The sequence below is a fragment of the Treponema medium genome, assembly GCF_017161265.1.
Lineage (GTDB): Bacteria > Spirochaetota > Spirochaetia > Treponematales > Treponemataceae > Treponema > Treponema medium.
The window spans coordinates 1-24310 of sequence record NZ_CP031393.1; the positions used below are offsets into that span (position 1 = coordinate 1).

Here is a 24310-nt window from a genome sequence, read left to right on the forward strand (position 1 = left end):
AAAAAGAGAAAAAAATCGCCTCCGGTGAACTGAAACGCGATAAAAACGATTCGTATATTTTTATCGGTGATGATAACAGGCACTATGAGAAGTTCTCAGACGGCAGGGTGAAGGATATCGAGGATGTGCTTCCCTTTGCCGTGCCGGAGGGATGGGCATGGTGCAGGTTGGGAGAAGTTGGTTCTTGGCGCTCAGGAAGTACGCCAAATCGAAAAAACATTGCTTTTTATCAAAATGGAACTATTCCATGGCTTTTAACTGGTGATTTAAACGATGGAATCATAACAGATATTCCTAATAAAATTACAGAAGAGGCATACAGTCAAACCTCATTGAAATTAAATCCGATAAACTCTGTCTGCATGGCTATGTACGGAGCTACAATCGGGAAACTTGGAATATTATCAACCCCTGCCTCAACAAATCAGGCTTGTTGTGTTTGTAGTGATTTTAAGGGTATCTCAAATAAATACCTGTTTTACTTCTTACTGCAGCACAGAGAAGAATTTATACAGCTTGGTTTTGGTGGGGCACAACCAAATATTTCTAAAGCAAAAATTATAACAACTCTTATTCCTCTTCCGTCTTTACCGGAACAACAACGCATCGTCACAAAAATCGAAGCAATCTTTGCACAAATCGATCTATTGGAGCAAAGCAAAACCGACCTACAAACCGCTATCAAGCAAGCAAAAAGCAAAATCCTAGAACTAGCCATTCACGGAAAACTTGTTCCACAAGATCCGAATGATGAACCGGCAAGCGTTATGCTGGAAAGACTCCGTGCTGAGAAGGAAGCTAAAATCGCAACCGGTGAGGTGAAACGAGACAAGCATGATTCGTACATCTATAAAAATGCTGCTGATAATTGTTATTATGAGAAGATTGATGACGGAACCGAGGAACAGATTGAAGTGCCGTTTGATTTGCCGGAAAACTGGTGTTGGGAAAAAATTTCTTCAATATGTAAAATAAATCCTAAGAATAAGCTGAATGATGCTTTAGAAGTTTCTTTCGTACCAATGACCTTAATTGATTCAGAATTTAATAGCAATTTTACCTATGAATTACGAACATGGAGAACAGTAAAATCCGGTTTCAGTCATTTTTCCGATAATGATATTGGAATTGCAAAAATCACCCCTTGTTTTGAAAATAGAAAATCTGTAATTTTTAAGAATTTAAATAACAAACATGGAGCGGGAACTACGGAATTACATATATTACGAATAAACAGTAAATATATTCTTAATGAATATGTATTTTGGTTTATAAAAACCGATAGTTTCATCAAAGCAGGTATTAGTAATTTTACAGGTGCTGTAGGACAGCAGCGGATTGGAAAAGAATTTCTTTCAAAAATTCTTATTCCGATTCCACCCTTAAATGAGCAAATTAAAATATGTCGAAATATCAATAAAATAATGGAAAATTTAGCCGAGATTATTTTGAATTTTATCTAAAACATTAAACATTTCTTCAATGTTAGCAACAATTCTTTTTTGTTCCTCAGTTGGTGGGACTGGAATGAGTGCATTTCTTAGCATATTTTGTGTTAATTGATATATCTGAGTTGAATTTGATTCTCTTAAATAATCTTTAAAGTAAAAACTTTGCAAATATCTAAGAATGTAGAGATTAAATTTACTTCTAAAAACGGCCATAAATGCACCGAAGGCCATTTTTTCAGGTAAATTTCTAATTATAGTGCATTTTCCAACTAAATTTTTACTACCGTTTCGCGCACAAATTAAAATATCGCTGTTTACAACATATTGATTTTCGAATATTTTTGTTTGTACTCTTGCTAAATCTGATAAATATAATTTTCCATCTTGTATGTTATTTGACCGTAAAACAGGAATACCAGTGTCTATCAAATCTTTAGGATGATAAGTTAGTCCTATGTTAGTATCACCAAGTTCATGTAATCTGCACCATTGCCAGCTTTTCGGAAGCTCAAAAGGAATCTCATCATCTATGCAAATATCATTTTTTCCATCAATCTTCTCATAATAACAAGAAAATACACTACCGGTATACTTTCCAATAAGCGAATGTTCGCAAATTTTATTTATTGGGAGATCGTTATGAAAAGCGACGAAACTTTTGAAGAGTATTTGAAGAAAAGCAATCTTTCTCAGAATACGCTTACATCTTACCTATGGACGGTTAAATACTATGCCGAACATTATGATTCTTTAAGCAAGGAAAATCTGCTTGCATATAAAGGGTATCTGATTGAATTTTTTAAACCAAAGACGGTGAATCTGAGGATTCAGGGCATTAACAAGTATTTACAATTTATGCACCAAGATCAACTTCAGTTGAAGTTCGTAAAAGTTCAGCAGAAAAATTTTCTTGAAAACGTTATCAGTAACGCTGATTACCAATTTTTGAAATCAAGTCTTAAAACAGACGGAAATCTTGAATGGTATTTTGTTGTGTGGTTTCTGGCGGCTACAGGGGCGCGCGTCAGTGAACTTATTCAAATTAAAGTTGAGCATGTAAAATTGGGATACTTTGATTTATATTCAAAAGGAGGAAAACTCAGGCGGTTGTATATTCCCAAAATTTTGAAGGAAGAAGCATTACAATGGCTGGAATCAATCGGACGTCAATCCGGCTATCTTTTTCTGAATCGTTTTAAAAAGCATATTACCACCCGCGGGATTGCACAGCAATTAAAAAATTATGCAAGAAAGTACGGAATAAGTGGAAAGGTTGTATATCCGCACTCATTCCGGCATCGGTATGCAAAGAATTTTCTTGAAAAGTTCAATGACATTTCTCTGCTTGCCGATTTGATGGGGCATGAAAGTATTGAAACTACAAGAATTTACTTACGCCGAACCGCAAGCGAACAACGGGAACTGGTCGATACCATTGTAACGTGGTAAAAAGAATCACAGTTAAATCAACAACTCCGACACGTTGCCTCGATGTTGTTGATTTGAAATATTTGGGAACCTCTAAAAACTGCAAGCCTATCGGCTTGTTCTGTAAAGACTTAAACTGAAACTCGTCGGGCATCTCTAAAAATCTAACCGAGTTTTTAGAGATGCCCATTTGATACTGTTTAAAACTATTGCTCTTCGCTTTTAACGGAAATCATATTCTAACATATTATCGGCAGTATATAAAGCAACTTTGTATATATGAAGTTTCTTGTCATAGCCTGTGCAGCAATTTGCATATCATACGCCCCAATTACATTGCCTTTTCTTTCTAAATATGCCCGAATTGCACCGAATGCTTCCGCATCTTCTGTCGTGAAATCAACAAATGTAAAAGGTTTTACAAAATCCAGTAATGCATGCTTGCTCTCTTCCGGTTTACTGCTCTTGTATGCCCCATATTGCAATTCGCCGAATGAAATTGTTGAAAGATATATGATTCTATGATCAATGCTTTTTAGTTTTTCTCGTACTCGTTCAGGTCGATTATTTATAATATATATACAGATATTTGTATCAAGTAAATACACTAAATACCTTCCCGTTGTTGTGTTTCCGGTTGTTTCCGTCCCTCTATAAAAAAATCATCAGGAAATTTATTTAAACTTCTATCAAAACTATCCCATGGATTATCTTCGCGGAATAACACAATTGATGAACCGATTTTTTTAATACATAATTGATTGTCAGATACCTGAAAACTTTTTGGTAGCCGTATCGCTTGGCTATTACCGCTTATAAAGACTTTTGCATATGTCATAGTGCTTTTCCCCATAAAAAGTCAAGAAGAAAGTATTAACTTCCGCTTGACTTTTTACGCATGTTCGCAATGAAGTGAGAACGTGCGTATGATATAGATGTACAAGTTTGCACTTGTACAAACTTGAGTAAATAAAAGTCGTTCTATTTGTACGGCTTTCATTTTACACTCTTTGCTAAAAGCATATACTTAACAATATACAAAAGTCAATACGTGTGTATTGCATATCAAAACGATTTTTTACAAAAGTACAGCAAAAGAGAATCGTTTAAGATGTAAAGATGTAAAAAGCCTGTAGACAATGAAAAACAGTGATAAGTCGATTGGTATTGTGTCCAATATAAAAACTAAACTGTAACTATCTGAATTCAATTGAGACAAAACTATTCTGTTAGCGAAACCGTGATAAAATCAAGTTTAGCAAAGAGCTCTTTAATTTTGGCAACGATTCGTTGTTGTTCGGAAAGTGGGGGAAGAGGAAGAAAGAATTCTATTAGAACGTTTTTCGGTAGTTCTTTTTGATTGGTAGATCCGGTTGCAGTCTTATTAATTTTAGTTTGCAGATACTCAGATGTAAAAACAGTATATATATACTTTTGATATATGTATGCTTTATAACATCTCACAACGGATATATGTGAATCAGGGACAATAAAAGGATATTTACCTAGAATTCCTATATCAAAGATACCAACTCTCCCAATAGTACCCGTCCCTGTAGAATTTATTACAATATCTTCGTGTTGTAGATGATATTCATTAGTCCATTTTGATAATGAATTTGGATCTAAAAAAAGAACCTTATCTAATACTATACTATCCCATTGATTACACTTTTGTGCCAAAACCGGATATTGACTTTCTTTTGTATAAACGGGTGTTTTCCCTCTGGATATGAATTCGCAAATCTCCCCCAACCTGCACCACGCCCAGCCCTCCGGTACGGCAAACGGGATTTCGTCCTCGATATCCTTCACCCTGCCGTCTTCGAACTTCTCATAGTGCCTGTTATACAATCATAGGCATCTGCAAAAAACTCAGATATAACTTCTAGAGATGTTCACAAAAAGAAGGCAAGTACACTCGACATTTTTTAAGTATTTGCCCTGAGCTTTCACTTTCCCCTAGTCAAGCCCTCGATAAACTCATACAATAAGACGTCTATTTTTTTCACGCGGTGTTTCATTCAGAGCACAGCAGCGCCGGAACGGTAGTCTCCTGCGTTCTGCCGTGAAAAAATATGAGATAATCCGGTACCGAGTTGAAGCAAAGCGCTCTCTCGCCCGGACTGGACTAATTGGGTTCGATTCCCAACTGCACTTCACGCAGCGTATGGTAACACAGCTTCTGAAAAGAAGCACCACAACACATACGGAATACTTGCCCTCGCTGTCTGCGGCAAAGGCGCTGATGTCTCGGCGCTTTTGCATGCTGTTTCTATCTGATGCCGTGCCGTCCCGAGGACTTGTGCGGGGGCAGGTGAGGAGCTTGCAGACGGCAACCGGCGGACAACTTAGCATTGCAGCAGATACCGGAATGTAGAGCGCAGCTGCCGAAACTCAGTACGCTACGGTTCTCTTTTTAGAAAGAGCGCCTAACCGTACCGAGCATAGAAGCATTGCAGCATTCCTAAAGCCGCGATCCGTTCTCCGACGGCAGGACAGGTTTTCCGTATTCTTTAATTATATTACGCGAAATTTTCAAGAAATTTTCGCGCCATTTATTTTAGGAGAGAAGGTAATTGTATCAGACGCATAGGTAAAAATCGCGGAATTATTGAGGTTGTGAGACCATTTGAACCGCGAAGTGGTTCAATTCTGGTTGAACAACCCCAATAATTCTGCGAGGTCGTAAAAACAGCCTGATGCAATTACCCGTAGGAAGTATGTATATTAGGTTTGATCAAAAGGTATTGCTATTTAAGCACGGAAAGTTTATCAAAATCCTAAAGCCTGGATTTTTTTTGAATTGGAAAAGCTATACGCTTGAATATCATTCGGTTTTTGAAGAACTGCATACCGCAGGCGATCCGGCTGAACTGCTTGCCGACGAGACATTCCGCAATCAAACGGAAACCGTTACAGTGAGCGCCGGTCATATTGCGCTCTATTTTGAGGATGAGCTTTTAAAAGACGTGTTAACACCGGGACAGCATATTTTTTGGAATAATAGCCGTGCCAAAACATTTCAGCAGATTGATTTGAACAATCCTGAAATCAGCACGGATATTGATCGGAATATCCTCACTGCCGATGTATTGAAACCCTACGTTATCAGCTATGGAGTTGAACCATACGAGAAGGGACTTCTCTACTTTGATAAACAATTCATCAAAATACTGGAACCGGGGAATTACTTTTTCTGGAAAGGTACTCAATCAGTCAATGTGATAAAAGCCGATATGCGGGCGCGGCAGCTTGAAATTTCGGGTCAGGAAATATTGACAAAGGATAAAGTCCTGCTCCGGCTTAATTTTATGTGCCGGTATAAAATAACCGATCCGGTTGCTGCGCTGGTTTCAAATGCCGATTATGAAAATCAGCTGTACGTGTGCTTCCAGCTCGCATTGCGCGAGTATGTCGGTACGCTCCTTTTTGATGAGCTGCTGCAAAAAAAACAGGAAATCAATACTTTCGTCATGGAGACCTTAAAACCGTATCAAACGCAATTCGGCATCGAAGTGCTTTCGTGCGGACTGAAAGATATTATTTTGCCGGGAGAGATTCGGGATATTGTCAATCAAGTGTTGATTGCCGAAAAGAAGGCGCAGGCGAACATCATCACCCGCCGCGAAGAAACCGCCTCGACGCGGAGCCTCCTCAATACCGCTAAATTGATGGAGGAAAATCCCTTGCTGCTAAAGCTCAAGGAACTTGAATATGTCGATAAGATGAGCGAAAAGATCAGCCAAATTTCCATTACCGGCGGCGGGCAGATTTTAGATCAACTTAAAGAATTACTGACGGGAAATCTTAGCCAAAAGTAACATGAGAACGATGGAAGAAACGTGCGGATATTTATCGGTTTTAAATCCTGAACAACTTGAAGCGGTGTGTCATACCGGCTCGCCGCTTTTGATTTTGGCAGGTGCGGGTTCGGGGAAGACGCGGGTTATTACAACAAAAATTGCGTGGCTCATTGCTGAACAGGGGGTACGCCCCGAATCGATTTTGGCAGTTACCTTTACCAACAAGGCTGCTCGGGAAATGGCAGAGCGGGCACAGGCGCTGGATGAACGCGCAGGTCGGTCGAGTATCCGTACCTTTCACTCTTTCGGTGCGTGGATGCTGCGCCGATATGCCGAATGGGCGGGACTTTCTCCTAATTTTACGATTTACGATGATGATGATTCGGTAACGCTGTTGATGAAAGCGCTGCCTCAGCTAAATAAGCAGGAGGCGCAGCGCTTTATACGGAAAATTTCCCGCGCGAAAGATTATTGCCTGTTGCCCGATAGCCCGCAGCTTACGATGATCGACCCCGCGCCTGAGTTTGCTGTAATCTACCGTGCGTATCAACAGCGGCTCCGCGAAACGGGGAATGCCGACTTCGGAGATTTGATTATGCTGCCGGTTCAGCTGCTGCAAGAGCATACCGCTATTGCGCAACAGCTGCATAGACGCTTTAAAGTAATCCTCGTGGATGAGTATCAGGATTCAAACAGCGCTCAGTTTCAGCTATTGCGGGAACTGACCGGCGAAGACACGTATGTCTGTGTTGTCGGCGATGATGATCAGTCTATTTACCGGTTCCGCGGCGCTGAAGTACAGAATATCCTCACCTTTGACCGTCAATTTCCGCACACAAAGATTATCCGGCTGGTGCGGAACTACCGCTCGTATGAACCGATTTTGCGCGTCGCCGACTCGGTTGTGTCCCGCAATGAAGGACGGCTCGGTAAAACGCTGATTGCAGCGCGCGGAACCGGCGGACAAAAACCCTGCCTTTATTACCTACCGTCTCAAGACGCAGAGGCAGAACTGTGTGTACAGCTCATCAAAAAAGCGGTGCGGGCGGGAGGCGCCTATTCAGATTGGGCAATTTTGTACCGTACCAATGCACAGTCGCTCAACTTTGAAACAACTTTCCTGCACGAAAAAATCCCGCACAAAGTAGTCGGTACACTCAAGTTCTACGAACGAGAGGAAATTAAGGACGCGCTGGCTCTTTTGGCGCTTATCGCAAACGGGCGCGACGAAATTGCATTCCGCCGTATGGTGAATAAACCCGCGCGGGGAATCGGCGAAACCACACAGAACAAACTGGTCGCGTATGCCCGCGCAGCATTTGCACATTTATCCGCATATACAGGTTCATCGGCATTCGGCAGTTCACCGGAACAAGATAACGAAGATGCACAACAGGAGTTTACTCACCTGCAAAACAGCTCCGCGCAATCGCTGCAGCCGGAGTTTGCCCAACTACAAGATACCGATGCCCAGCCTCTGCAGAAACAAGTACAGCCGGAGCTGTCCCAACTGCAAGAGCCCACTGCCCTGCCCTCGCAACAACAAGCAGAAGGTACACCGCAACAGCAGCCGCAACAAGGAGCCGACTATATTACCGTACTGCTCGACGCAGGAGCAAAGCTCCCGATATCTAAGAAAGCAGGTACCGCGCTGCTGGAGTTCTTAAACACACTGCATTCGCTCCGCGACCTCCTTGCCGAATACGATTCCGCAAATACCACCGACGCTGCGCCGGTCGATACTGCAACAGACATCGACGCACAAGCCGACAGCCTGCGGTCTGATGTCTCAACCGGCAGTACCATAGACACCGGCGCCTCTGAACAGGCAGTTACGCAGAAACACGGGCAGCAGGACGAGCGGCTCGCTGCCTTTGTACTGGCTGTTATTGAGCAAACAGGTTTAGGCGTCTTTCACCGGAATCAGGACGAAGTAATGGGCACGCAGAAAACAGCGAACTTGCAGGAGCTTGCCAATACCGCCTCACTGTATCCATGCTCGGCTGCCGGACTGACTTCCTTTTTGGAACATATCGAACTGGACCGCAGCCTTGCGGAAACCGAAGCAGGAGCCGATGCCGTGCAGCTTATCACCATGCACAACACAAAAGGACTTGAGTTCCGCAATGTAATTATCACCGGTCTTGAAAACGGTATTTTTCCGCGCAATGACGAAAGCGCCGAAGATATGGAAGAGGAACGACGGCTGATGTACGTTGCCTGTACCCGTGCACAGGACGCGCTGTATATGACCAGCTGTGCGGCACGGCGGATGTACGGGAAGCTGTCGTATATGGAACCGAGCCGCTTTTTAGCGGAAATTGACGAGGGACTGGTTGACGTTGCCGGACAGCCCATAGCAAGCTTTGCCTCTCCCGCCGATGAGGAAGCCTCGCTATGGAAGTGCGGGCAGCGTCTCTTTCACGACGACTACGGCTACGGCTATGTCGTACAGTCGCGGCAAAGCGGCGGTGAATTGGTGATTACCGTGCAATTTGAAAGCGGCAGCCAGAAACGCTTTTTCCCTGCGTATCAGAGGGCTCAACTTTTTCGTGTCGACTAGTCTTTTGCAAATATACGGCATATCTGCGTTGTCGCTTAACAAAAAACCGTCCTCGACGTATCAAAGATACGACTGCGGGTGTTTTTTGTACGCTCCTAGCATCTACGCCGTCTCTTTGCAAAAGCGCTGGAGGTGTGTGCATCTACTGCGTTGCTCGTTCAGCGAAGTACATCCGTGTACTTCGCTGAACACAAGTTTGACCGGTGTCAAACTTGTTTCTGCTTAATACGCGCGGCATCCGTGCCAACGTTTAAGCGGCAATGCCGCTTAAACTTGCAAGTTTTGCCCCCGGCAAAACGTTGCTTCTGAAAATGCTCAACATATCAGAACGCCCAAGGACGGGCGTGGTTGCACGCAGTAGCGAGATTTGAGCGCCGGTCAAATCTCGTCGTTGAGCAGTGTACACGGAAGTACACTGCTCAACAGCGCCAAGGATGGCAGTGGTTCCACGAGGAAGCTAGTTCGTAATGCGAACTAGCAGTTTGAAAATTTATTCGTGCAGGGATGATTTAATCTAAGACTGTGGTGCGGCAGCTGATCCGGATGTATGGTTCCGCTGGCTGTATTCCTGCAATGCGTGATAAAAAGAGCGCATAACCGGACAGTACTGCTTATCCTCGCAGGCGATATGCGAAAGTATCCAATCTCGAAGATAGTCGGCAAAATCAAAACCGAGCGTTACGGTCATTTCGTCAAATCCTCTCAATACCTGTGTAATTGTTTGGACAAACTCCTTGTGCCGCTGCTTATGCGCTTCATAGCCGGAAAATCCGCATGCTTTCATCAATTTTTCTTCATCGGTAAAGTGTGTTTGAGTATAACTGACTGCTTGCCGCAGTACATCGCCTACCGTTACCAGCCATTCGTCTTTACTCCGTTTTTGGCGGTTCATCAGTGCTTCGCGCAGCTCATTGCACATTGCCACCAGCTTACGGTGCTGACTGTCGATTCGCGGAATACCGAGTTCCAGTCTTTTATCCCATTCTACCCAAGGGGTATTCAATTCTCCCGTATCTTTTGTTTCTGTTACCATACTTTTTTCATCCCTTTATATACTGATATACTCCTACTAAATCGTTCAAAAGAACCGATAGCTTTTAGAACGTTTTAGGTATTAGTAATCATTATTAGAATAAAACGATATGGCTATAATGTCAAATAGAAAGTTGCCTTACCTCGCTTTTTATGATACATCCGCACGAATAAAAAAAGCGGACACATCCATAACGAATGTATCCGCTTTCTAAAAATACCTATATGTTTTTAATATATTTGCGTACTATGCAGTTATAAAAAGTCCAGCTGAACTTTTTATAACTGGGGTGTTGTTTGTAAAGGCTATTTTAGGGGTGTTTGCGCTTCCATTCTGCCCACTGTGCTTCACCTTTATCCAAAGTGATTATTTGACCGACATAATGATTATCGTTATAACTATTATTACTATAATTAAAGAAATACGGATTAAAATAGTGCGGATCATTTGAGTCAATCACAGGCTCAGTTTCGGCATAGATATCTACTCCATCTTTATACCATATACCGTAAGGGACTATTTTATTGGACACATCGTTATTATCGCCAATATATATGGCGATAATATTATTATCCTCATCAAAGGCAGCGCCCCACAGTGTTATGGCATGTTGGGTACCGTCAGCCCCATATCTATTCAGCCCAACCGCTTTTTGAGATTCAAGTGCAGCTTTAAGCGTAGTCTCGAACTCTTTTTTTGTATAAATAGCTGCTCTGTCGATAGGAGTATTCTCTTTATTAAAGACATCCGGAAATAATGCCGGAGAAGAGACGTTAGATCTTGCATTTTCAAAATCATCTAATCCGAAGAGATACCACTGTAGTCCATTAGCAGGGTCTCCCCCCTTATCGATGCATTTCTCTCGAAAGAGGTTTGCTATGGAACTTTTTATGTTCTCTTGATTATCTGCAAGTCCGCGTGTATAAACAGGCTCATACGCTTTTGCAGCATTGCCTGTTATACCTTTCTTTTCTATGTATTTTTTTATATTACCTTTATTTTGCTCAAACCACCAATGCAGCATATTAGCATCGGTTTTAGCCCAACATTGATTACCATCGGGATAACCTCCGTTCGGAGCATGCGTATGATCGACTTTCCGTGTATTAAAAAATGTGGTAGTCTGTGTTTCCGGCCAGTAAAAAACGTAATTGGTATCATAGTATGTCCCGGTAGGAATCTTATTCTTGATAACCTCAATCTTTTCCTTTTCTTCTTCTTTAGGCGGCGTTATTCCATGTACCCACCGTACCGTTACGTTCGGATTCTCATTCTTTTTTTGAGTAAGCTTCACTTCCAAATATTTTTTACTTGAAATTTTGATGTATTCATTCGTAATATTATCCTTAAATCTGATACATGCAGTTCTATTCCATACGGTTTTGTTTGTCTGAACGGTTAAGCGTACCGTATCTGTACTTTCATCAGTGTGATCTTTACCGGCTACACTCAGCCATTTTGCGCCTCCTTCTACGACTTCAGGCGTATAGTCAAGTTTTCCTTTGAGTGTTTCTACCGTAAACGTTGCCTCGCCGCCATTACTTTCGCATTCTGCAGGGGTTGTTTTTATCTTAATCTCAGGTTTTGGCTTCATCTTAAAATGAACAACCTTGCAAATAGTAGGATTATCATCGGAGGTTATGGTTACCGTTGCTTCTCCGATCCCGTCAGCTTTTACCTCACTGTTCCCTTCACCGCATGGCCATGCTATCGAGCTATTGGATGAGGTGAATGTCAGCTTTCTATTTGTAGCTTCCTCAGGCATTGCTTTTGCACCGAATTTATATACTTGACCGATAACCAACTCTATCGGCTGTGCAGGGAGCGGCGGGTCGAATATAATAGAAGTAACAGGAACATGCGCTGCCGTAACGGTAACGGTGATTACCTTTGTAATACCGTCCGCGGCTTGTATTGTAATGTGTGCAGAGCCGACCCCGTTCGCCGTAATCACCCCTTTGTCATTTACAACTGCAACTGTTTCATCATCCGAACTATAGGTTAGTTGTTTATTCGTTGCGTTTTCAGGCATGGCATGAGCGTTGATTTGACGGGTATCTCCATTCACCAAGGAAATAGTAGTTTCACCAAAAGGGAGAGTAATTTCCGTAACAGGGATATGCGTTGTAGTAACGGTTACGGGAACTTCTTTAGAAACACCGTCAGCTGCTTTAATCGTAATTTTCGCACTTCCAACCGCTTTTGCCGTAATCAGTCCTCCGGCATCTACAGATGCAACCCCTTCATTATTTGAACTGTAGGTAAGATTTTTGTCCGTTGCATTTTCGGGCTGTACCTTTGCATGAAGCGGACAGGTTCCTCCAACACTTAAGGAGAGTGGATTTCCCGGCAAGGCAGGATCGAATACGATATCCGTAACCGGTACTGCGGTTACAGTCACCGTGATCTCTTTTGAAATATTGTTAGCTGCCTTAATCGTAACGACAGCTTGACCGATTTTTTTTGCTGTAATCACGCCTTTATCATTGACAGAAGCAACAGTTGGGGTGTCCGACGTATAGGTAAGCTTTGTATTTGTTGCATTATCGGGCTTTGCTTTTGCATTAAGTTGGTATGTTGTATTGACACTGAGCGAAAGCTGTTTGGTTGGAAGCGGCGGTTCAAATGCAATATCGGTAACAGGGATAGGCGCGGGATAATTGTTATTACATGCTGAAAAGAACAGAACTGCTAGGGCAGAAAGAAAGATAGCCAAGGGCTTTTTCATAAGTAGACTCCATAATAAAAAATGCGGGATTCCCCAATAGCGTACACCATACGTACACCAGAGAACTTTTATATTTTGATTGCGGTATATATACAAATTAATCGAATATTCGTCAAGTACCGGGCAAAAAAATGTGCGAAATTTTATTTTAGATGCTCACCTTATACCTATGAAATTTCGTACAGTGGGAAGACAACCGTTTAAAATATTTTTGATGTCGTTGCCCTGAGAATTTCCGATGCTGTCCTAAACATCGGCCTTATGCTATAATCGCTTCGCACAATTTTATCAGAACCAGAGGAGCATATATATGAATACACCGGAAATGAAGCAGTTTACCGCCCTTCCCTATACCCGCCCCGATATGGAGGCATTAAAAACAGCATTTAAAAAAGCTGAACAGCAGTTTGAAGCCGCACATTCGGCAGCAGAGCAGATCGCTCTTATCGACGAAGTACAAAAGCTTAAATCTCATTATCAAACTATGCAAACCCTTGCAGAAATACGGCACAGTATCGACACCCGCGACGGTTTTTACGATGCCGAAAATACGTTTTTTGATGAATCAAATCCGTTTTATATCGAAATGACCAATAACTTTAATAAAAAGCTGCTTGCATCATCCTTCCGTCAAGAACTGGAAAAAGAACTTGGAACACATATCTTTGCAATGACCGAACTTGATATGAAGGTGTTTTCACCCTCTATTATGGAAGATTTAGCGGAAGAAAACAAACTTACCAGCAGCTACGACAAACTGATCGCTTCGGCAGAAATCGAATTTGCAGGAGAGAAACGCACGCTCGCGCAGCTGACTCCTTTTATGCAGGATCAAGACCGTGCAACACGGAAACAAGCGGCAAAAGCCTACTACGGTTTTTTTGCAGAGAATGAAGCAGAATTCGATTCCATCTACGATAATTTAGTCAAAGTGCGCACCCGCATCGCAAAAAAACTCGGATACAAAAACTTCGTGCAGCTCGGATATGACCGGATGGGCAGAACCGACTACAATGCCGAGATGGTTGCTGCCTATCGGAATCAAATCTACCGCGAAATTGTGCCGATAGCCGTGAACTTACGAAAGCGGCAGGCAAAGCGGTTGGGGTTGGAACGGCTGTACTACTATGATGAACCGCTTGAATATACCACCGGCAATGCGATTCCCCATGGCAATCCCGATTGGATTTTGGCGAACGCTAAAAAGATGTATGCGGAACTTTCCCCCGAAACCGATGAATTTTTTACTTTCATGACCTCGCATCAGATGCTCGATGTGCTTGCAAAAAAGGGAAAGGCAGCAGGCGGTTATTGTACCACAATTCCCGATTACAAGGCGCCGTTTATTTTTGCGAACTTTAACAATACACAGCACGATGTGGAAGTAATGACCCATGAAGCAGGGCACGCATTCCAAGCCTATCAGAGCCGTAATGCCCGCCTGCTGGAGTACGTATGGCCGACCTACGAAGCCTGCGAAATACACTCGATGAGTATGGAATTCTTTACATGGCCGTGGATGAATCTGTTTTTTGAAGAGCAAACTGATAAATTCCGCTTTACCCATCTATCCGGAGCGCTTCTGTTTTTACCCTACGGCGTTACGGTCGATGAGTTTCAACACTGGGTATATGAGCATCCCGAAGCAAGCCCCGCAGAACGAAAAGTTGCATGGCGCAGTATCGAAAAAAAATATCTGCCGGAACGGGATTACGACGATAACGATTTCTTGAACCGCGGCGGGTATTGGATGCGCCAGGGACATATCTTCAGTACGCCGTTTTATTATATCGATTACACACTTGCTCAAGTATGCGCATTGCAATTCTGGGCAAAAAGCCTCTCCGACCGGAAAACAGCATGGGCGGATTACCTTCGCCTCTGTAAAGCAGGCGGCCGCGACTCCTTTCTCCGCCTGGTGGAACTGGCTAACTTGAAAAATCCCTTTAAAGAGGGATGTATTGCTTCCGTTGTTCCGGCGTGTACGGGGTGGCTGAATAGCATCAACGACTCTGCCTTTTGAAAATATCCTTTTGCAAATATACGGCGCATCTGCGTTGTCGCTTCATTAAAAGTGTACATCCGTGTACACTTTTAATGGCGAATTTCGGCAAAGCCGAAATATCGCTTCTCTGACAGGATGTCAGTGGTTCTATGCAAAAGCGATGTTTGCGAAAGCAAACTCGCCGTTCGGGACTGTACAAGGATGTACATTCCCGAACAATAGCATCCATGCCGCTTCTGCAATAAATGCTCAATGTATCATTTCCGCCACGGATGGCGGTGGCTCCAAGCAGAATCGAGTTCGCACTGCGAACTCGCAGCTAAAGAATGAACACGGACGTTCATTCTTTAGCGTGCCTGCGGGTGTTTTTTGTACGCTCCTAGCATCTGCATCGTCTATTCGCAAAAGCGTTGAAGGGGCAGAACCGCCATGGATGGCGGTGGTGTTATGCAGGAGCGAGATTTGGGCTATGCACAAATCTCGTCGTTGAGCAGCGTACACGGAAGTACACTGCTCAACAGGCTATTTCAAAAGGCTTACGGAAAGTTTCTTTTATACGAAGGGTAAACGCATCAGATAGATAAATCAAAATCGCAGAATAAAGGGACTATGAGGCCATTTGAACCGCGAAGAGGTTCAACTCTGGTCGAATAGTTGCTTTATTCGTGCGGAGGATTTAATACCCCGACGCTCTGCGTCGTAACAAAGGGTATTAAAGCCGACTGCAACCACCCCGCCAAGGATGTCCATCCGTGGACATCCTTGGCTACGAGTTTTGAGCGGGACGCTCAAAACATCGTTTTTGCTGAAAACTACCGGCATCCGTGCCGGATAGCCCATACAGTGCGAAACGTTGAGCACTGTGCCCCGACGCTTGCGTCGGGGTTGTTGATTCTGCGGGAATAGTTAGAAAATCATCTGATGCATTTGCTCGATTATCTCGACAAAAAAACAAATATACGGTATGCTTTTACATACAAGCTTTATTATTAGGAGAGCATCGTTATGAAAACTTTACATTGTGACATCTGCAAAAAAGAGTTGGTTAACCCTATAACCGGCAGAACCTATTGGCATATCCGCGAATATGATGTTTGCGAACCGTGTAAGGACACGATTGAATTAAAACTTCGACCGGTTGTCCGCCAGCATGTACCTTATTCGCAAGATTGGTATGAAAATCAGTTTATATCGTTGATCGAAAAAGGGATAGCCGCACGCCATCCGTAAGAGGAGCGGTGGTTCAACATTGTATTATCGAAAAAATGAACAGGGGGCTGTTCAAATTTATAGAACATTTTGAATGGTCTCCCGTTCTATTTAAAATGAGCGTTGTCTATCGTATCATTTTATGATATTCTGACTGAATATGGCTGTTTTACTATTACTTTGTATTCCGCTCATTTTTTTCTCTTATGCCTTTCAGTTAGAAGAAAAAAATAAGCATATCTTTCTGTTTTTTGTCGGTAGTGCAGCGACAACGCTGTTCTTACTGATTGTGTCTTTTTTTTCTGCAAAAACAGATCGCTATATCGGTTCGTTGGGAAGTTATTTTTTTTATTCCTTTTTTGTAGATACCTTTATTCCTTTCTGCATTGTACTATTAATCGCACTGATCTTTTCCGGTTTTAACGTTTTGCCAATTCCGGCAGCGCTGTTTGGTCTGTTTACCGTAAAAATATATCAGCAATTATTTCTCGCCAGCACACATCTCCGCATTATGCCCATTGTGCTCTGCATCATTTTGTACGCAAGCGCCCTTTTTATTCTGGATGCACTCTTACATTTTTGCACCGATATTACTTTCTATTACACCGTTGCCTGTACCCTCTGCTTCCTTCTATTTATAGGAATCCTTATACTGGGTACTTTTGCGCTGGGACTTCATTATTTTAAAGGAAACCCAATAATCTACGGTTCGATTTTAGCAGGCATCGCTTTAATCGGTACGGTACTCCACTTTATCCTATACCGACAGGGAAACGCCGGTTAAACAGGCGGACAAAAAATACAAAAAAAACGTCTACCCCTTGTATATTTCACCTACTCTGCCGATACTGTAGGCAGAGTTCTTCATCCGCTGCGGAATTGATGCTCCATTATTTCAGGTTTGAGGATTACGAGTTGTTTGACAAAGTTTTCTTTTCAGACTATAATGGGTATGATTTCTTAGAATATCGGCGGAAATAAAAGGAGTTGTGAATGAAACAAGGCGTTGTTATTACGGTCTTTGTTCTGATGTTTGCAGTCGTTTGTACTCCATTGGCAGCGCAGGATAGCGGTGTTAATTATCAAACGTATATGGTGGAGACTTTTGACTCCCCCGAATCATCAGAGATAGCATGGAATGGTATTGGAAGTAAATTTATCACTGAAGGTTATCCTATCTTAAAGTATTTTGACGGAATGCCGAACGCTCTGCGAGTTATGCAATCTGATTCCGATAAAGAATACAAATTTTTAGGAATGCAGTTTAAATTTAACCGCCAAGGCGATAACTGGGTCGATGTCTATCCGACGAAAGGCTCTGGCGATGATGCCGCTCCTTATGAAATTCCCTTAAAAGGGATTGTTCAAAGATTCGATCTTTGGGTCTGGGGTGCAGGTTATGCGTATGACCTTGAAATTCTGGTACGCGATTGCAACGGACGAATACATACATTGCCGGTTGCGACATTAAACTATCACGGATGGAGAAATTTAGCGGTTACCGTTCCTACAAATATTCAACAGCGGTCACGCTATTTATCACAGCTTAAATATATGAGCTTTGTCGCATTTAGAATCCGCACTCAGCCTACCGAGAATGTTGATGACTTTTATGTTTTCTTTGATGAATTCAAAGCATTAACAAATACACGTATGGCTTCTTATGACGGTTTTGAGTTAGAGAATGCCAAGTTTGATGATGCCGATTCGAATAAGGAGGGCGGAAAATAATGACAAAAAAATACTTTACCGTAGCAGCATTATTATCAGCATTATCGTTGTTTGCGTTTGCCCAAGAGAATACTCGCGATGGATTAGACTTGGATCAAATAGATGCTTCTCGTATCGGCGTTGAATCTGCAGAACAGCGTTTAAAAGAAGTGTCGGTCGATAAGTTTGAAAATGAAGGTTCTTGGACGTGTTCCATGTCTTCAGACGAAGGCGTTATTCAAGGGCGTTTGTTTGATGGTGCTCCAAAACAGAAAAAGCCGATTCCGGAAGAAGAAAACCTTAATCTCCCCGATAGCAAAGTTTATGGTACAAAGGTGTCTTTCTATCGCCGCGGTTATAATAGCTTTGAAGTCCGTGCTGTCAAACCGATTCCGGTCGAAGGCATTACGAAAACTGTCAGCGTTTGGGTTGTCGGTAGAAGCTATCCGCACGTTTTAAAGCTCATCCTTGAAGACTATATGGGACAGCGCTTTGAACTCTATGTAGGAAAGCTGAACCATGCAGGATGGAAGCTGATGACCGTTGCAGTTCCTCCCCAGAATGCAGCAGGAACGGGAATTGTACAAAAAGATTATCACTATGGAACAAGCATGGGCTTAAAGGTTGTAGGTTTCCGCATTGAATGCAATCCGTGGGAAGCTTATGGAAATTACTACATCTATTTCGATGATCTTCGTGCCGTTACCGACCTTTATGAAGTCGATATGCGCGATGATGACGATATGAAAGACAGCTGGTAAACCGTTGTTCTAACTCGTATCAATCGATTGAAAACCGGTATCTATTCGATACCGGTTTTTTTATACACATGATAGCGCCCCGCTTTCGTACAAAAAGCTATTTTTTGACATTTTTTTAAAAACGATAGGATATATGATGCGTATACACCGGTGCCTAATTTCCTTACATCGGCGCTAATAAATACATCAGGCAGCTTTGCCATAAATGTCGCGATCAAGCTATCGATACCGTGAAATTCCTCTTCCCGATGTATCTTTAACAGCTTTTTATCAATAATACGCGGTCTTTTATATCTACTTCGCCCCTTCTTATCATCTATTTTGATAATTTCACAATCGATATACAAGATTTGTATCGTAAGATTTGGATTATCAAGACAGTGAACAATCCCTAACAGCTCTCTGAAAATCTGATAGAAATTGCCGTGCTTAGGACTTTTACGGCAGCTGCGCTTAGAGCCGTCTGCATTGAGCATCAGTATATATGCATTTTGGATGATGGGATAGACAATCTGAATAGGATACAGCGGCAAAAGCTTTTCCAATTTAGCTCGCAGAGCGGAAAGTTTAGAGGTTTGTATTTCTATTATCCGCCCTGCATCGTAAATATCACAGATAAATCCCTGCAACGAGGTTTCCTGCACGGCACCGGTACTGCTATACAAGTCTTTTAGGGTACGGTGCAGGTGTGTTTCATTATAAGTGTTGATCATTCATTAGAGGTATGCACGTAATTCAACCGCATCCAACTGTTCTAATATGTAATAAATTGTAACAGTACCCCTTTCTTCATGGGTACGTTTTCCGCATACCTGATACACAATCATTTTATTTGTCGGAAGCGGCGGTATTAATCGCCTACCGTTGATGTCGTACAGAGATCCGACCATAAGTTCATCGGAAACTTCCTGCGTATCGCCATCGGGAAATATCATATAATATTCATAGAGCGTCATACCGACACTATAGCAGTTTTTTTTAAAAACATACAAGAGCAAAAGAGCAGGGCAAATGCATCAGATACTTTTTGGGATATCCACCTTTTGAGCGAAATTTTGCACAAAATTTCACTCATTTTTTTCAGCAAATGGGTAAACGCATCAGGGGAATAGGGCAAATTCCGCAGAATATATAGGTCGGGCGACCATTTGAGCCGTGCAGCGGCGAAATTCTGGTTGAACGGCCTATATATTCTGCGGGGAAATTCAAAAAGAGCCTGATGCGTTTACCCTAACATATAAGCGCTCCTTTCCAGAAAAACGCATTGGCTGGGCAGATTTTCTGTTCTTGGATAAGCTGCGAAACAAGGCTGCTAATATCGCCGGCGCGCCAGAGCGGGAGATTTTCGTGTAATACGCGGATAAGCTTCGAGGCGGTAAACTTCCGCTTATTTGCCGCTACAAACTTGATCAGCTCCTGTTCATCCTGCGGATACAGCAGCGCAGTTCCGTTACAGATATCACAGCCGGAACAGGCAATGCTTTCATCCCCTGCATGAAGCGGAACTGCCCGCACTTCTCCGAGTGCTTCGAGCAGTACCTCGCGCCGGCAGCGGCCGCTTTCGGCAAAACTCACGAGTATTTCCGCCCGTTTCCGTTGTTTTTCCGGTAATAGCGCAATCCGCACCTTGTCTTCGGGGCTCCACAGTAACACCGCCTGCGCAGGGTTTCCGTCCCGCCCTCCCCTGCCCGCTTCTTGTATGTATGCTTCGGCAGTAGGCGACGCATTCAGATGAATCACAGTGCGTACGTTCTTTTTATCGACGCCCATGCCCCACGCACAGGTCGTTACCAGTATCGCACTGTCGTGCTGATGGAACCATTGCTCCACATCATCTTTTTCATCCCGCTGTAAGCCTGCATGATAAAACCGAATCGCCCGATCCCGCAGCGTATAGCGTAAAAACGCAGCGGTTTGTTCCGTACCGTTCCGCGTCGCACAGAAAATAACCATCGGCCGCTGCCGCTGCATAACCTCTTGCAGGAGGGCAGGCGCCTTTACGCGGCATTGCCGTACATAATAGGCAATATTGGTACGATCCGACTCTCCGCGCACCAGATGCGCCCGTCCGTCAAAGAGGAGTTCGCTGATACGTTTCAACACCTCGTTGCCTGCTGTTGCGGTAAAAGCGGTAACGGCGGGCGGTTTCAACGTTTCGATAACCTGCTTGAGTGTTTGATAGGCCGGCCGAAAGCTGTCTCCCCATTCACTAACGCAGTGCGCCTCGTCTATAGCAAGGTGGGCAATGCCGCGCTTTGCAATACGGTTTAACACTTCTTCCTGCATCAGAATTTCGGGATTTGCAATGATGAGTTTTGCAGGCGGTTTGCCGTCCGTACCTTCGAGGCGGGCATACTGCGCGGCTCGTTCCTGTCCGCTTTGGCCGCCGCGGAACAACACCGGTTCAAGATTACCTTCGCACATCCGGCGCATCTGGTCGCTCATCAAGGCTAAAAGCGGATAGATAATGAGTGTCGGCTTATCCAACAGCAGCGCCGGCACCTGAAAGCACAGCGATTTTCCCGCGCCGGTCGGTAAAAGAACAATCTGCCTGCCCCGCAACACGCCATCCTCGTCGTAAAGTTCGCTTAAAGGTTCTCCCGTGCCGGACGGAAAGTAATCCTCTGCTTGCGGTAGCGCGGTTCCGACCGGCGCTGTAGAAATTCCGGCCGGCTCTGTGGCATATTGTCCATATTGCGGTTCGGTGTGCGACGCCGTAATACCGGCCGACGATGCGGCAGCTTCGACCGCTTCGGCGGCGTGTATGGCATCGAGGATATTGGCAATCACGAGCCGCTGCCACGGGTACAACGCCGGAATCCCGAATACGGTCTGTGCGCAGATAGAAACTGCATCGGCTGTTTTTTCCAAGCTGTATTCAGGATTATCCGATTCAAAAATCACGGGACAGCTTTCCGTATCGGGCAGCGCCGTCTCCTGTTCAAAAAGATAGGGGATTTCGCCATTAGGCGTTTTGTTGTTGATGATATTCATACCATATATATGCGTCACCAACAGCAAAATGGCTTACAATTTTGCAAAAAAAGTAAGAAACGGGTTATCAAAAAAAGTAACCGGCTTCTGAGATATCCCCGTTCTCTTTCGATTTATATTTATTCGGCGATAATTGCCTCAAGCGCGGTTTGCATCATTGCAGTGAACGATGTCTGGCGTTCTTCCGCCGTGGTTTCTTCATTGGTAACCATATTATCGGATATGGTAAGCAGTGCGAGCGCCTGCCGTTTATACTGTGCGGCAAGGGTGTATAGCTCAGCGGCTTCCATTTCAATCGCCAAAAGACCGTACCGCGACCAGAGTTTCCACGTTTCAAGCTCGTCATAAAATACATCAGACGAAGCGATGGGGCCAACCAAGGGGTTATACCCTAAGCGGACAGCCGCATCATAGGCATGCTTTAAAAGCTTCCAGTCCGCTGTAGGCGCGAACTGAGTTCCACGGAAACGGAGCGTATTTGAACCTGAATTGGTCGCAGCGCTCATCCCGATAATCAATGAACGAAGCGGAATATCTTTTTGTAATGCTCCCGCAGTACCGATACGGATAGCTTTCTGCACGCCGTATTCACGGAAAAGCTCGTTCACATAGATGGAAATAGAAGGCTGCCCCATACCGGTTCCCTGCACGGAAACCTTTATACCTTTATACGTGCCGGTAAACCCGTACATACCGCGGACTTCATTGTAACAGCGCGCATTTTCCAAAAAATTTTCGGCAACAAATTTTGCCCGCAGCGGGTCGCCCGGCAATAAAATCCGTTCGGCAATTTCACCTTGTTTTGCTCCAATATGAATACTCATCATATCCTCCTTATTATCAAAACTATCAAAAAAACAAAGAGATGGGAACTACCCGAAAACTAAAGTTTTTGGATAGCTTCCTCAAAAATTTCAGTTTTTGCAGATGCCCTATAGATACTATCAAATATTATGAATGCAGCCATCAGTCTTTCCACGGAAAAATAAGATTTCGAATAGACCGGCTACCAACCGTTTCCCGATCTTCCGCCAGTAACTCATCCCACGGTATTTGTTTCCGCGCAGTCTGAATCGGTATTTCAGGATGCTGCTCCATCCAATCATATTTATACATTCTCAGTTTAAAGGCATTATTCCATGCAAGCAGAATCCCAGACAAACCCGGTACCAAAAAAGCTAAGAACGGGGTCAGTATAATGAGGACGACGCTGTACAGCAGCATAAAGAACGTAAATCCGGTATTATCAAAAAAAACGATAAAGCACTTTTTAAGACACTTGCGAAAATTCGATTCCAGTCTACTCCGTATCGGAAAAAACCATAAAAGCGACAGCTGTATAACCGCAAAAATCCATACGACAGTAACACCGAGAAAAAGGCCGAGAAAATTTTGAAACGAAAAATAATAGGGAACGGCGACTCCGGCAACGATCCAACAAAAAATTTCGATTATTGCGAATAAAACACCGTGCAGCCACGTATGTTTGATTTCTTCACCGATTTCCTTAAATGAAAACGATTTATAATCGGCAATGCGGGACATCAAATTAGAGGTAGCTAAAAGCAGCACTCCCAGTAATATGATACAAACAAACAAGCTCAATAAAGACAACACGGATATTGATGACAACAGGTATGCCAAGCCGAAAAATAAAAAAACAATCAGTATAACCGCAATATTGAAAAGAGCGAGCGGAAGAAAATTATCCCACCCGTCAAAAAAATTTTTTTTGAGAAAGAATCCGATCATGCGGCGATAGTAACACAAAAGAGAGAATAATACTATCAGGAACTTCTTTCAATAATTGATACTCAACGCTAATCCGAATTGATTGGGAGCGATGATAGGGGCAGCCTGAACAGACACCTGCACTCCTGCCGGAGTCAGCACTTCTTTAAGCGTTTTATTGTATTTTGCCGTATGCACACTCACGCTGATAATTGAGGCAAGTTTATTTGCTAGAAATACGCCGAAGCTTGCTTGAACGATTATTTCGCAACTTTTCATTGTCTTCTCAATTGATGAGCATGTGTCTGATACTTGTTTGTCATCTTGCCCTAATAGTAAAACCGGTAATAAAAAAAGGTACACAAGCGCCTCTCCTGCATAAATAGAGCCGGCAATAACTATAGTACCGACTGCAAGGCTGTCTATTACTACATGGGTTATCCCGCCGGTTCTATCTTTATTGACAAAGTTCCCGATACCGAACCCTAATAAACAGTTAAACAGAAGCGGTTTTACATACCCCAGTTTATGTTGTTCTTGCAGATTAAGCCGCTGTGCTTCGGTCAACAGCAATGCCTGTTGACTGATGAGCGTTTTGTTTTTAAAAAGCCCATCCTTAATCAGCCCATCAATCCGGATTTTCCCCATTATCGCCTGTACTTCGGTTATTTTAGCAGGGGCAATTTCCGGTGTTGCTTCCTGCATAACAGCCTCCGGTACTATTTCTTGTTTAACACTCTCCGACGTTGTTCCTTCCATAACGGTCTCACTTTGAACTGCTTCATTTCCGTCTGCCTGAGGCAGTTCTTGCGGATAGGCGCAAACCGCTATGCAAAATATTGCGCAGCAATATACATACTTTTTCATAGTTTATTCTCCTCGTATATCGAA

Annotated in this window: 23 protein-coding genes; 11 read left to right on the forward strand and 12 right to left on the reverse strand. The window is 43.4% G+C overall.

The window, feature by feature from the left end; translation table 11 throughout:
* The first annotated feature begins 107 nt into the window (after positions 1 to 107).
* Positions 108 to 1463: a restriction endonuclease subunit S gene (locus DWB79_RS00005; protein ID WP_206182127.1), complete on the forward strand. Its 1356-nt coding sequence runs from the start codon at positions 108 to 110 to the stop codon at positions 1461 to 1463.
* Here DWB79_RS00005 and DWB79_RS00010 read toward each other — a convergent pair.
* A complete protein-coding gene (locus DWB79_RS00010; protein WP_084762250.1) occupies positions 1434 to 2147 on the reverse strand; it encodes a restriction endonuclease subunit S in 714 nt (237 codons plus the stop codon). The genes DWB79_RS00005 and DWB79_RS00010 overlap by 30 nt on opposite strands.
* Between DWB79_RS00010 and DWB79_RS00015 the strand changes: the two genes are divergently transcribed.
* Positions 2091 to 2900, forward strand: a complete 810-nt coding sequence (locus DWB79_RS00015) for a tyrosine-type recombinase/integrase (protein ID WP_016522084.1) — start codon at positions 2091 to 2093, stop codon at positions 2898 to 2900. The two genes, DWB79_RS00010 and DWB79_RS00015, sit on opposite strands and share 57 nt — an antisense overlap.
* A 218-nt stretch (positions 2901 to 3118) precedes the next feature.
* Here the strand turns inward: DWB79_RS00015 and DWB79_RS00020 are convergent, their stop codons facing one another.
* The 3 genes from DWB79_RS00020 to DWB79_RS00030 all read right to left on the reverse strand — a co-directional run bounded on the left by DWB79_RS00020 (position 3119) and on the right by DWB79_RS00030 (position 4694).
* Positions 3119 to 3487: a PIN domain-containing protein gene (locus DWB79_RS00020; protein ID WP_016522085.1), complete on the reverse strand. Its 369-nt coding sequence runs from the start codon at positions 3485 to 3487 to the stop codon at positions 3119 to 3121.
* Positions 3487 to 3717, reverse strand: coding sequence for an antitoxin (locus DWB79_RS00025; RefSeq protein WP_016522086.1), 231 nt, complete (start codon positions 3715 to 3717; stop codon positions 3487 to 3489). The genes DWB79_RS00020 and DWB79_RS00025 overlap by 1 nt, the downstream gene beginning before the upstream one ends.
* 383 nt (positions 3718 to 4100) lie before the next feature.
* Positions 4101 to 4694 (reverse strand): restriction endonuclease subunit S, encoded by a 594-nt coding sequence (locus DWB79_RS00030; protein WP_016522087.1) that lies wholly within the window; start codon positions 4692 to 4694, stop codon positions 4101 to 4103.
* 355 nt (positions 4695 to 5049) lie between these two features.
* On the opposite strand from DWB79_RS00030, the gene DWB79_RS00035 reads away from it, so the two are divergent.
* The 3 genes from DWB79_RS00035 to DWB79_RS00045 all read left to right on the forward strand — a co-directional run bounded on the left by DWB79_RS00035 (position 5050) and on the right by DWB79_RS00045 (position 9248).
* On the forward strand, positions 5050 to 5259 hold the full coding sequence (locus DWB79_RS00035; RefSeq protein WP_040858883.1) for a hypothetical protein: 210 nt from the start codon (positions 5050 to 5052) through the stop codon (positions 5257 to 5259).
* Between the two features lie 421 nt (positions 5260 to 5680).
* Positions 5681 to 6703 carry a slipin family protein gene (locus DWB79_RS00040; RefSeq protein ID WP_206181022.1) on the forward strand — a complete coding sequence of 341 codons (1023 nt, stop codon included), beginning with the start codon at positions 5681 to 5683 and terminating at the stop codon, positions 6701 to 6703.
* A gap of 10 nt (positions 6704 to 6713) precedes the next feature.
* Entirely contained in the window at positions 6714 to 9248 is a 2535-nt protein-coding gene (locus tag DWB79_RS00045) for an ATP-dependent helicase (protein ID WP_016522089.1), read from the forward strand.
* Between the two features lie 514 nt (positions 9249 to 9762).
* Here the strand turns inward: DWB79_RS00045 and DWB79_RS00050 are convergent.
* A complete protein-coding gene (locus DWB79_RS00050; RefSeq protein ID WP_016522090.1) occupies positions 9763 to 10281 on the reverse strand; it encodes a bacteriohemerythrin in 519 nt (172 codons plus the stop codon).
* A gap of 310 nt (positions 10282 to 10591) precedes the next feature.
* Positions 10592 to 13009 carry an IdeS/Mac family cysteine endopeptidase gene (locus DWB79_RS00055; protein WP_016522091.1) on the reverse strand — a complete coding sequence of 806 codons (2418 nt, stop codon included), beginning with the start codon at positions 13007 to 13009 and terminating at the stop codon, positions 10592 to 10594.
* A 310-nt stretch (positions 13010 to 13319) separates the two neighbouring features.
* Here DWB79_RS00055 and DWB79_RS00060 point away from each other — a divergent pair, with 310 nt between their 5' ends.
* The 6 genes from DWB79_RS00060 to DWB79_RS00085 all read left to right on the forward strand — a co-directional run bounded on the left by DWB79_RS00060 (position 13320) and on the right by DWB79_RS00085 (position 18694).
* Positions 13320 to 15032: a M3 family oligoendopeptidase gene (locus DWB79_RS00060; protein ID WP_016522092.1), complete on the forward strand. Its 1713-nt coding sequence runs from the start codon at positions 13320 to 13322 to the stop codon at positions 15030 to 15032.
* A 636-nt stretch (positions 15033 to 15668) separates the two neighbouring features.
* The gene (locus tag DWB79_RS00065) at positions 15669 to 15920 is read left to right on the forward strand and encodes a hypothetical protein (RefSeq protein WP_169558572.1); all 252 of its coding nucleotides are present in this window, start codon (positions 15669 to 15671) and stop codon (positions 15918 to 15920) included.
* Between the two features lie 99 nt (positions 15921 to 16019).
* Positions 16020 to 16244: a hypothetical protein gene (locus DWB79_RS00070; protein WP_016522093.1), complete on the forward strand. Its 225-nt coding sequence runs from the start codon at positions 16020 to 16022 to the stop codon at positions 16242 to 16244.
* A gap of 139 nt (positions 16245 to 16383) precedes the next feature.
* A complete protein-coding gene (locus DWB79_RS00075; RefSeq protein ID WP_016522094.1) occupies positions 16384 to 17007 on the forward strand; it encodes a hypothetical protein in 624 nt (207 codons plus the stop codon).
* 209 nt (positions 17008 to 17216) lie between these two features.
* Positions 17217 to 17954 (forward strand): flagellar filament outer layer protein FlaA, encoded by a 738-nt coding sequence (locus tag DWB79_RS00080; RefSeq protein ID WP_016522095.1) that lies wholly within the window; start codon positions 17217 to 17219, stop codon positions 17952 to 17954.
* The gene (locus DWB79_RS00085) at positions 17954 to 18694 is read left to right on the forward strand and encodes a flagellar filament outer layer protein FlaA (protein ID WP_016522096.1); all 741 of its coding nucleotides are present in this window, start codon (positions 17954 to 17956) and stop codon (positions 18692 to 18694) included. The genes DWB79_RS00080 and DWB79_RS00085 overlap by 1 nt, the downstream gene beginning before the upstream one ends.
* 41 nt (positions 18695 to 18735) lie before the next feature.
* Here the strand turns inward: DWB79_RS00085 and DWB79_RS00090 are convergent, their stop codons facing one another.
* From DWB79_RS00090 to DWB79_RS00115, 6 genes are all read right to left on the reverse strand, one after another.
* Positions 18736 to 19407 (reverse strand): DUF8091 domain-containing protein, encoded by a 672-nt coding sequence (locus DWB79_RS00090; protein ID WP_016522097.1) that lies wholly within the window; start codon positions 19405 to 19407, stop codon positions 18736 to 18738.
* 3 nt (positions 19408 to 19410) lie between these two features.
* Positions 19411 to 19650, reverse strand: a complete 240-nt coding sequence (locus DWB79_RS00095) for a hypothetical protein (RefSeq protein WP_016522098.1) — start codon at positions 19648 to 19650, stop codon at positions 19411 to 19413.
* A gap of 274 nt (positions 19651 to 19924) precedes the next feature.
* Positions 19925 to 21688 (reverse strand): RecQ family ATP-dependent DNA helicase, encoded by a 1764-nt coding sequence (locus DWB79_RS00100; protein ID WP_016522099.1) that lies wholly within the window; start codon positions 21686 to 21688, stop codon positions 19925 to 19927.
* Between the two features lie 119 nt (positions 21689 to 21807).
* Positions 21808 to 22512, reverse strand: a complete 705-nt coding sequence (gene deoD, locus DWB79_RS00105; protein ID WP_016522100.1) for a purine-nucleoside phosphorylase — start codon at positions 22510 to 22512, stop codon at positions 21808 to 21810.
* Between the two features lie 142 nt (positions 22513 to 22654).
* Positions 22655 to 23440 (reverse strand): hypothetical protein, encoded by a 786-nt coding sequence (locus tag DWB79_RS00110; RefSeq protein WP_016522101.1) that lies wholly within the window; start codon positions 23438 to 23440, stop codon positions 22655 to 22657.
* A gap of 48 nt (positions 23441 to 23488) precedes the next feature.
* Positions 23489 to 24286 (reverse strand): hypothetical protein, encoded by a 798-nt coding sequence (locus DWB79_RS00115; protein ID WP_016522102.1) that lies wholly within the window; start codon positions 24284 to 24286, stop codon positions 23489 to 23491.
* Between the last annotated feature and the right edge of the window lie 24 nt (positions 24287 to 24310).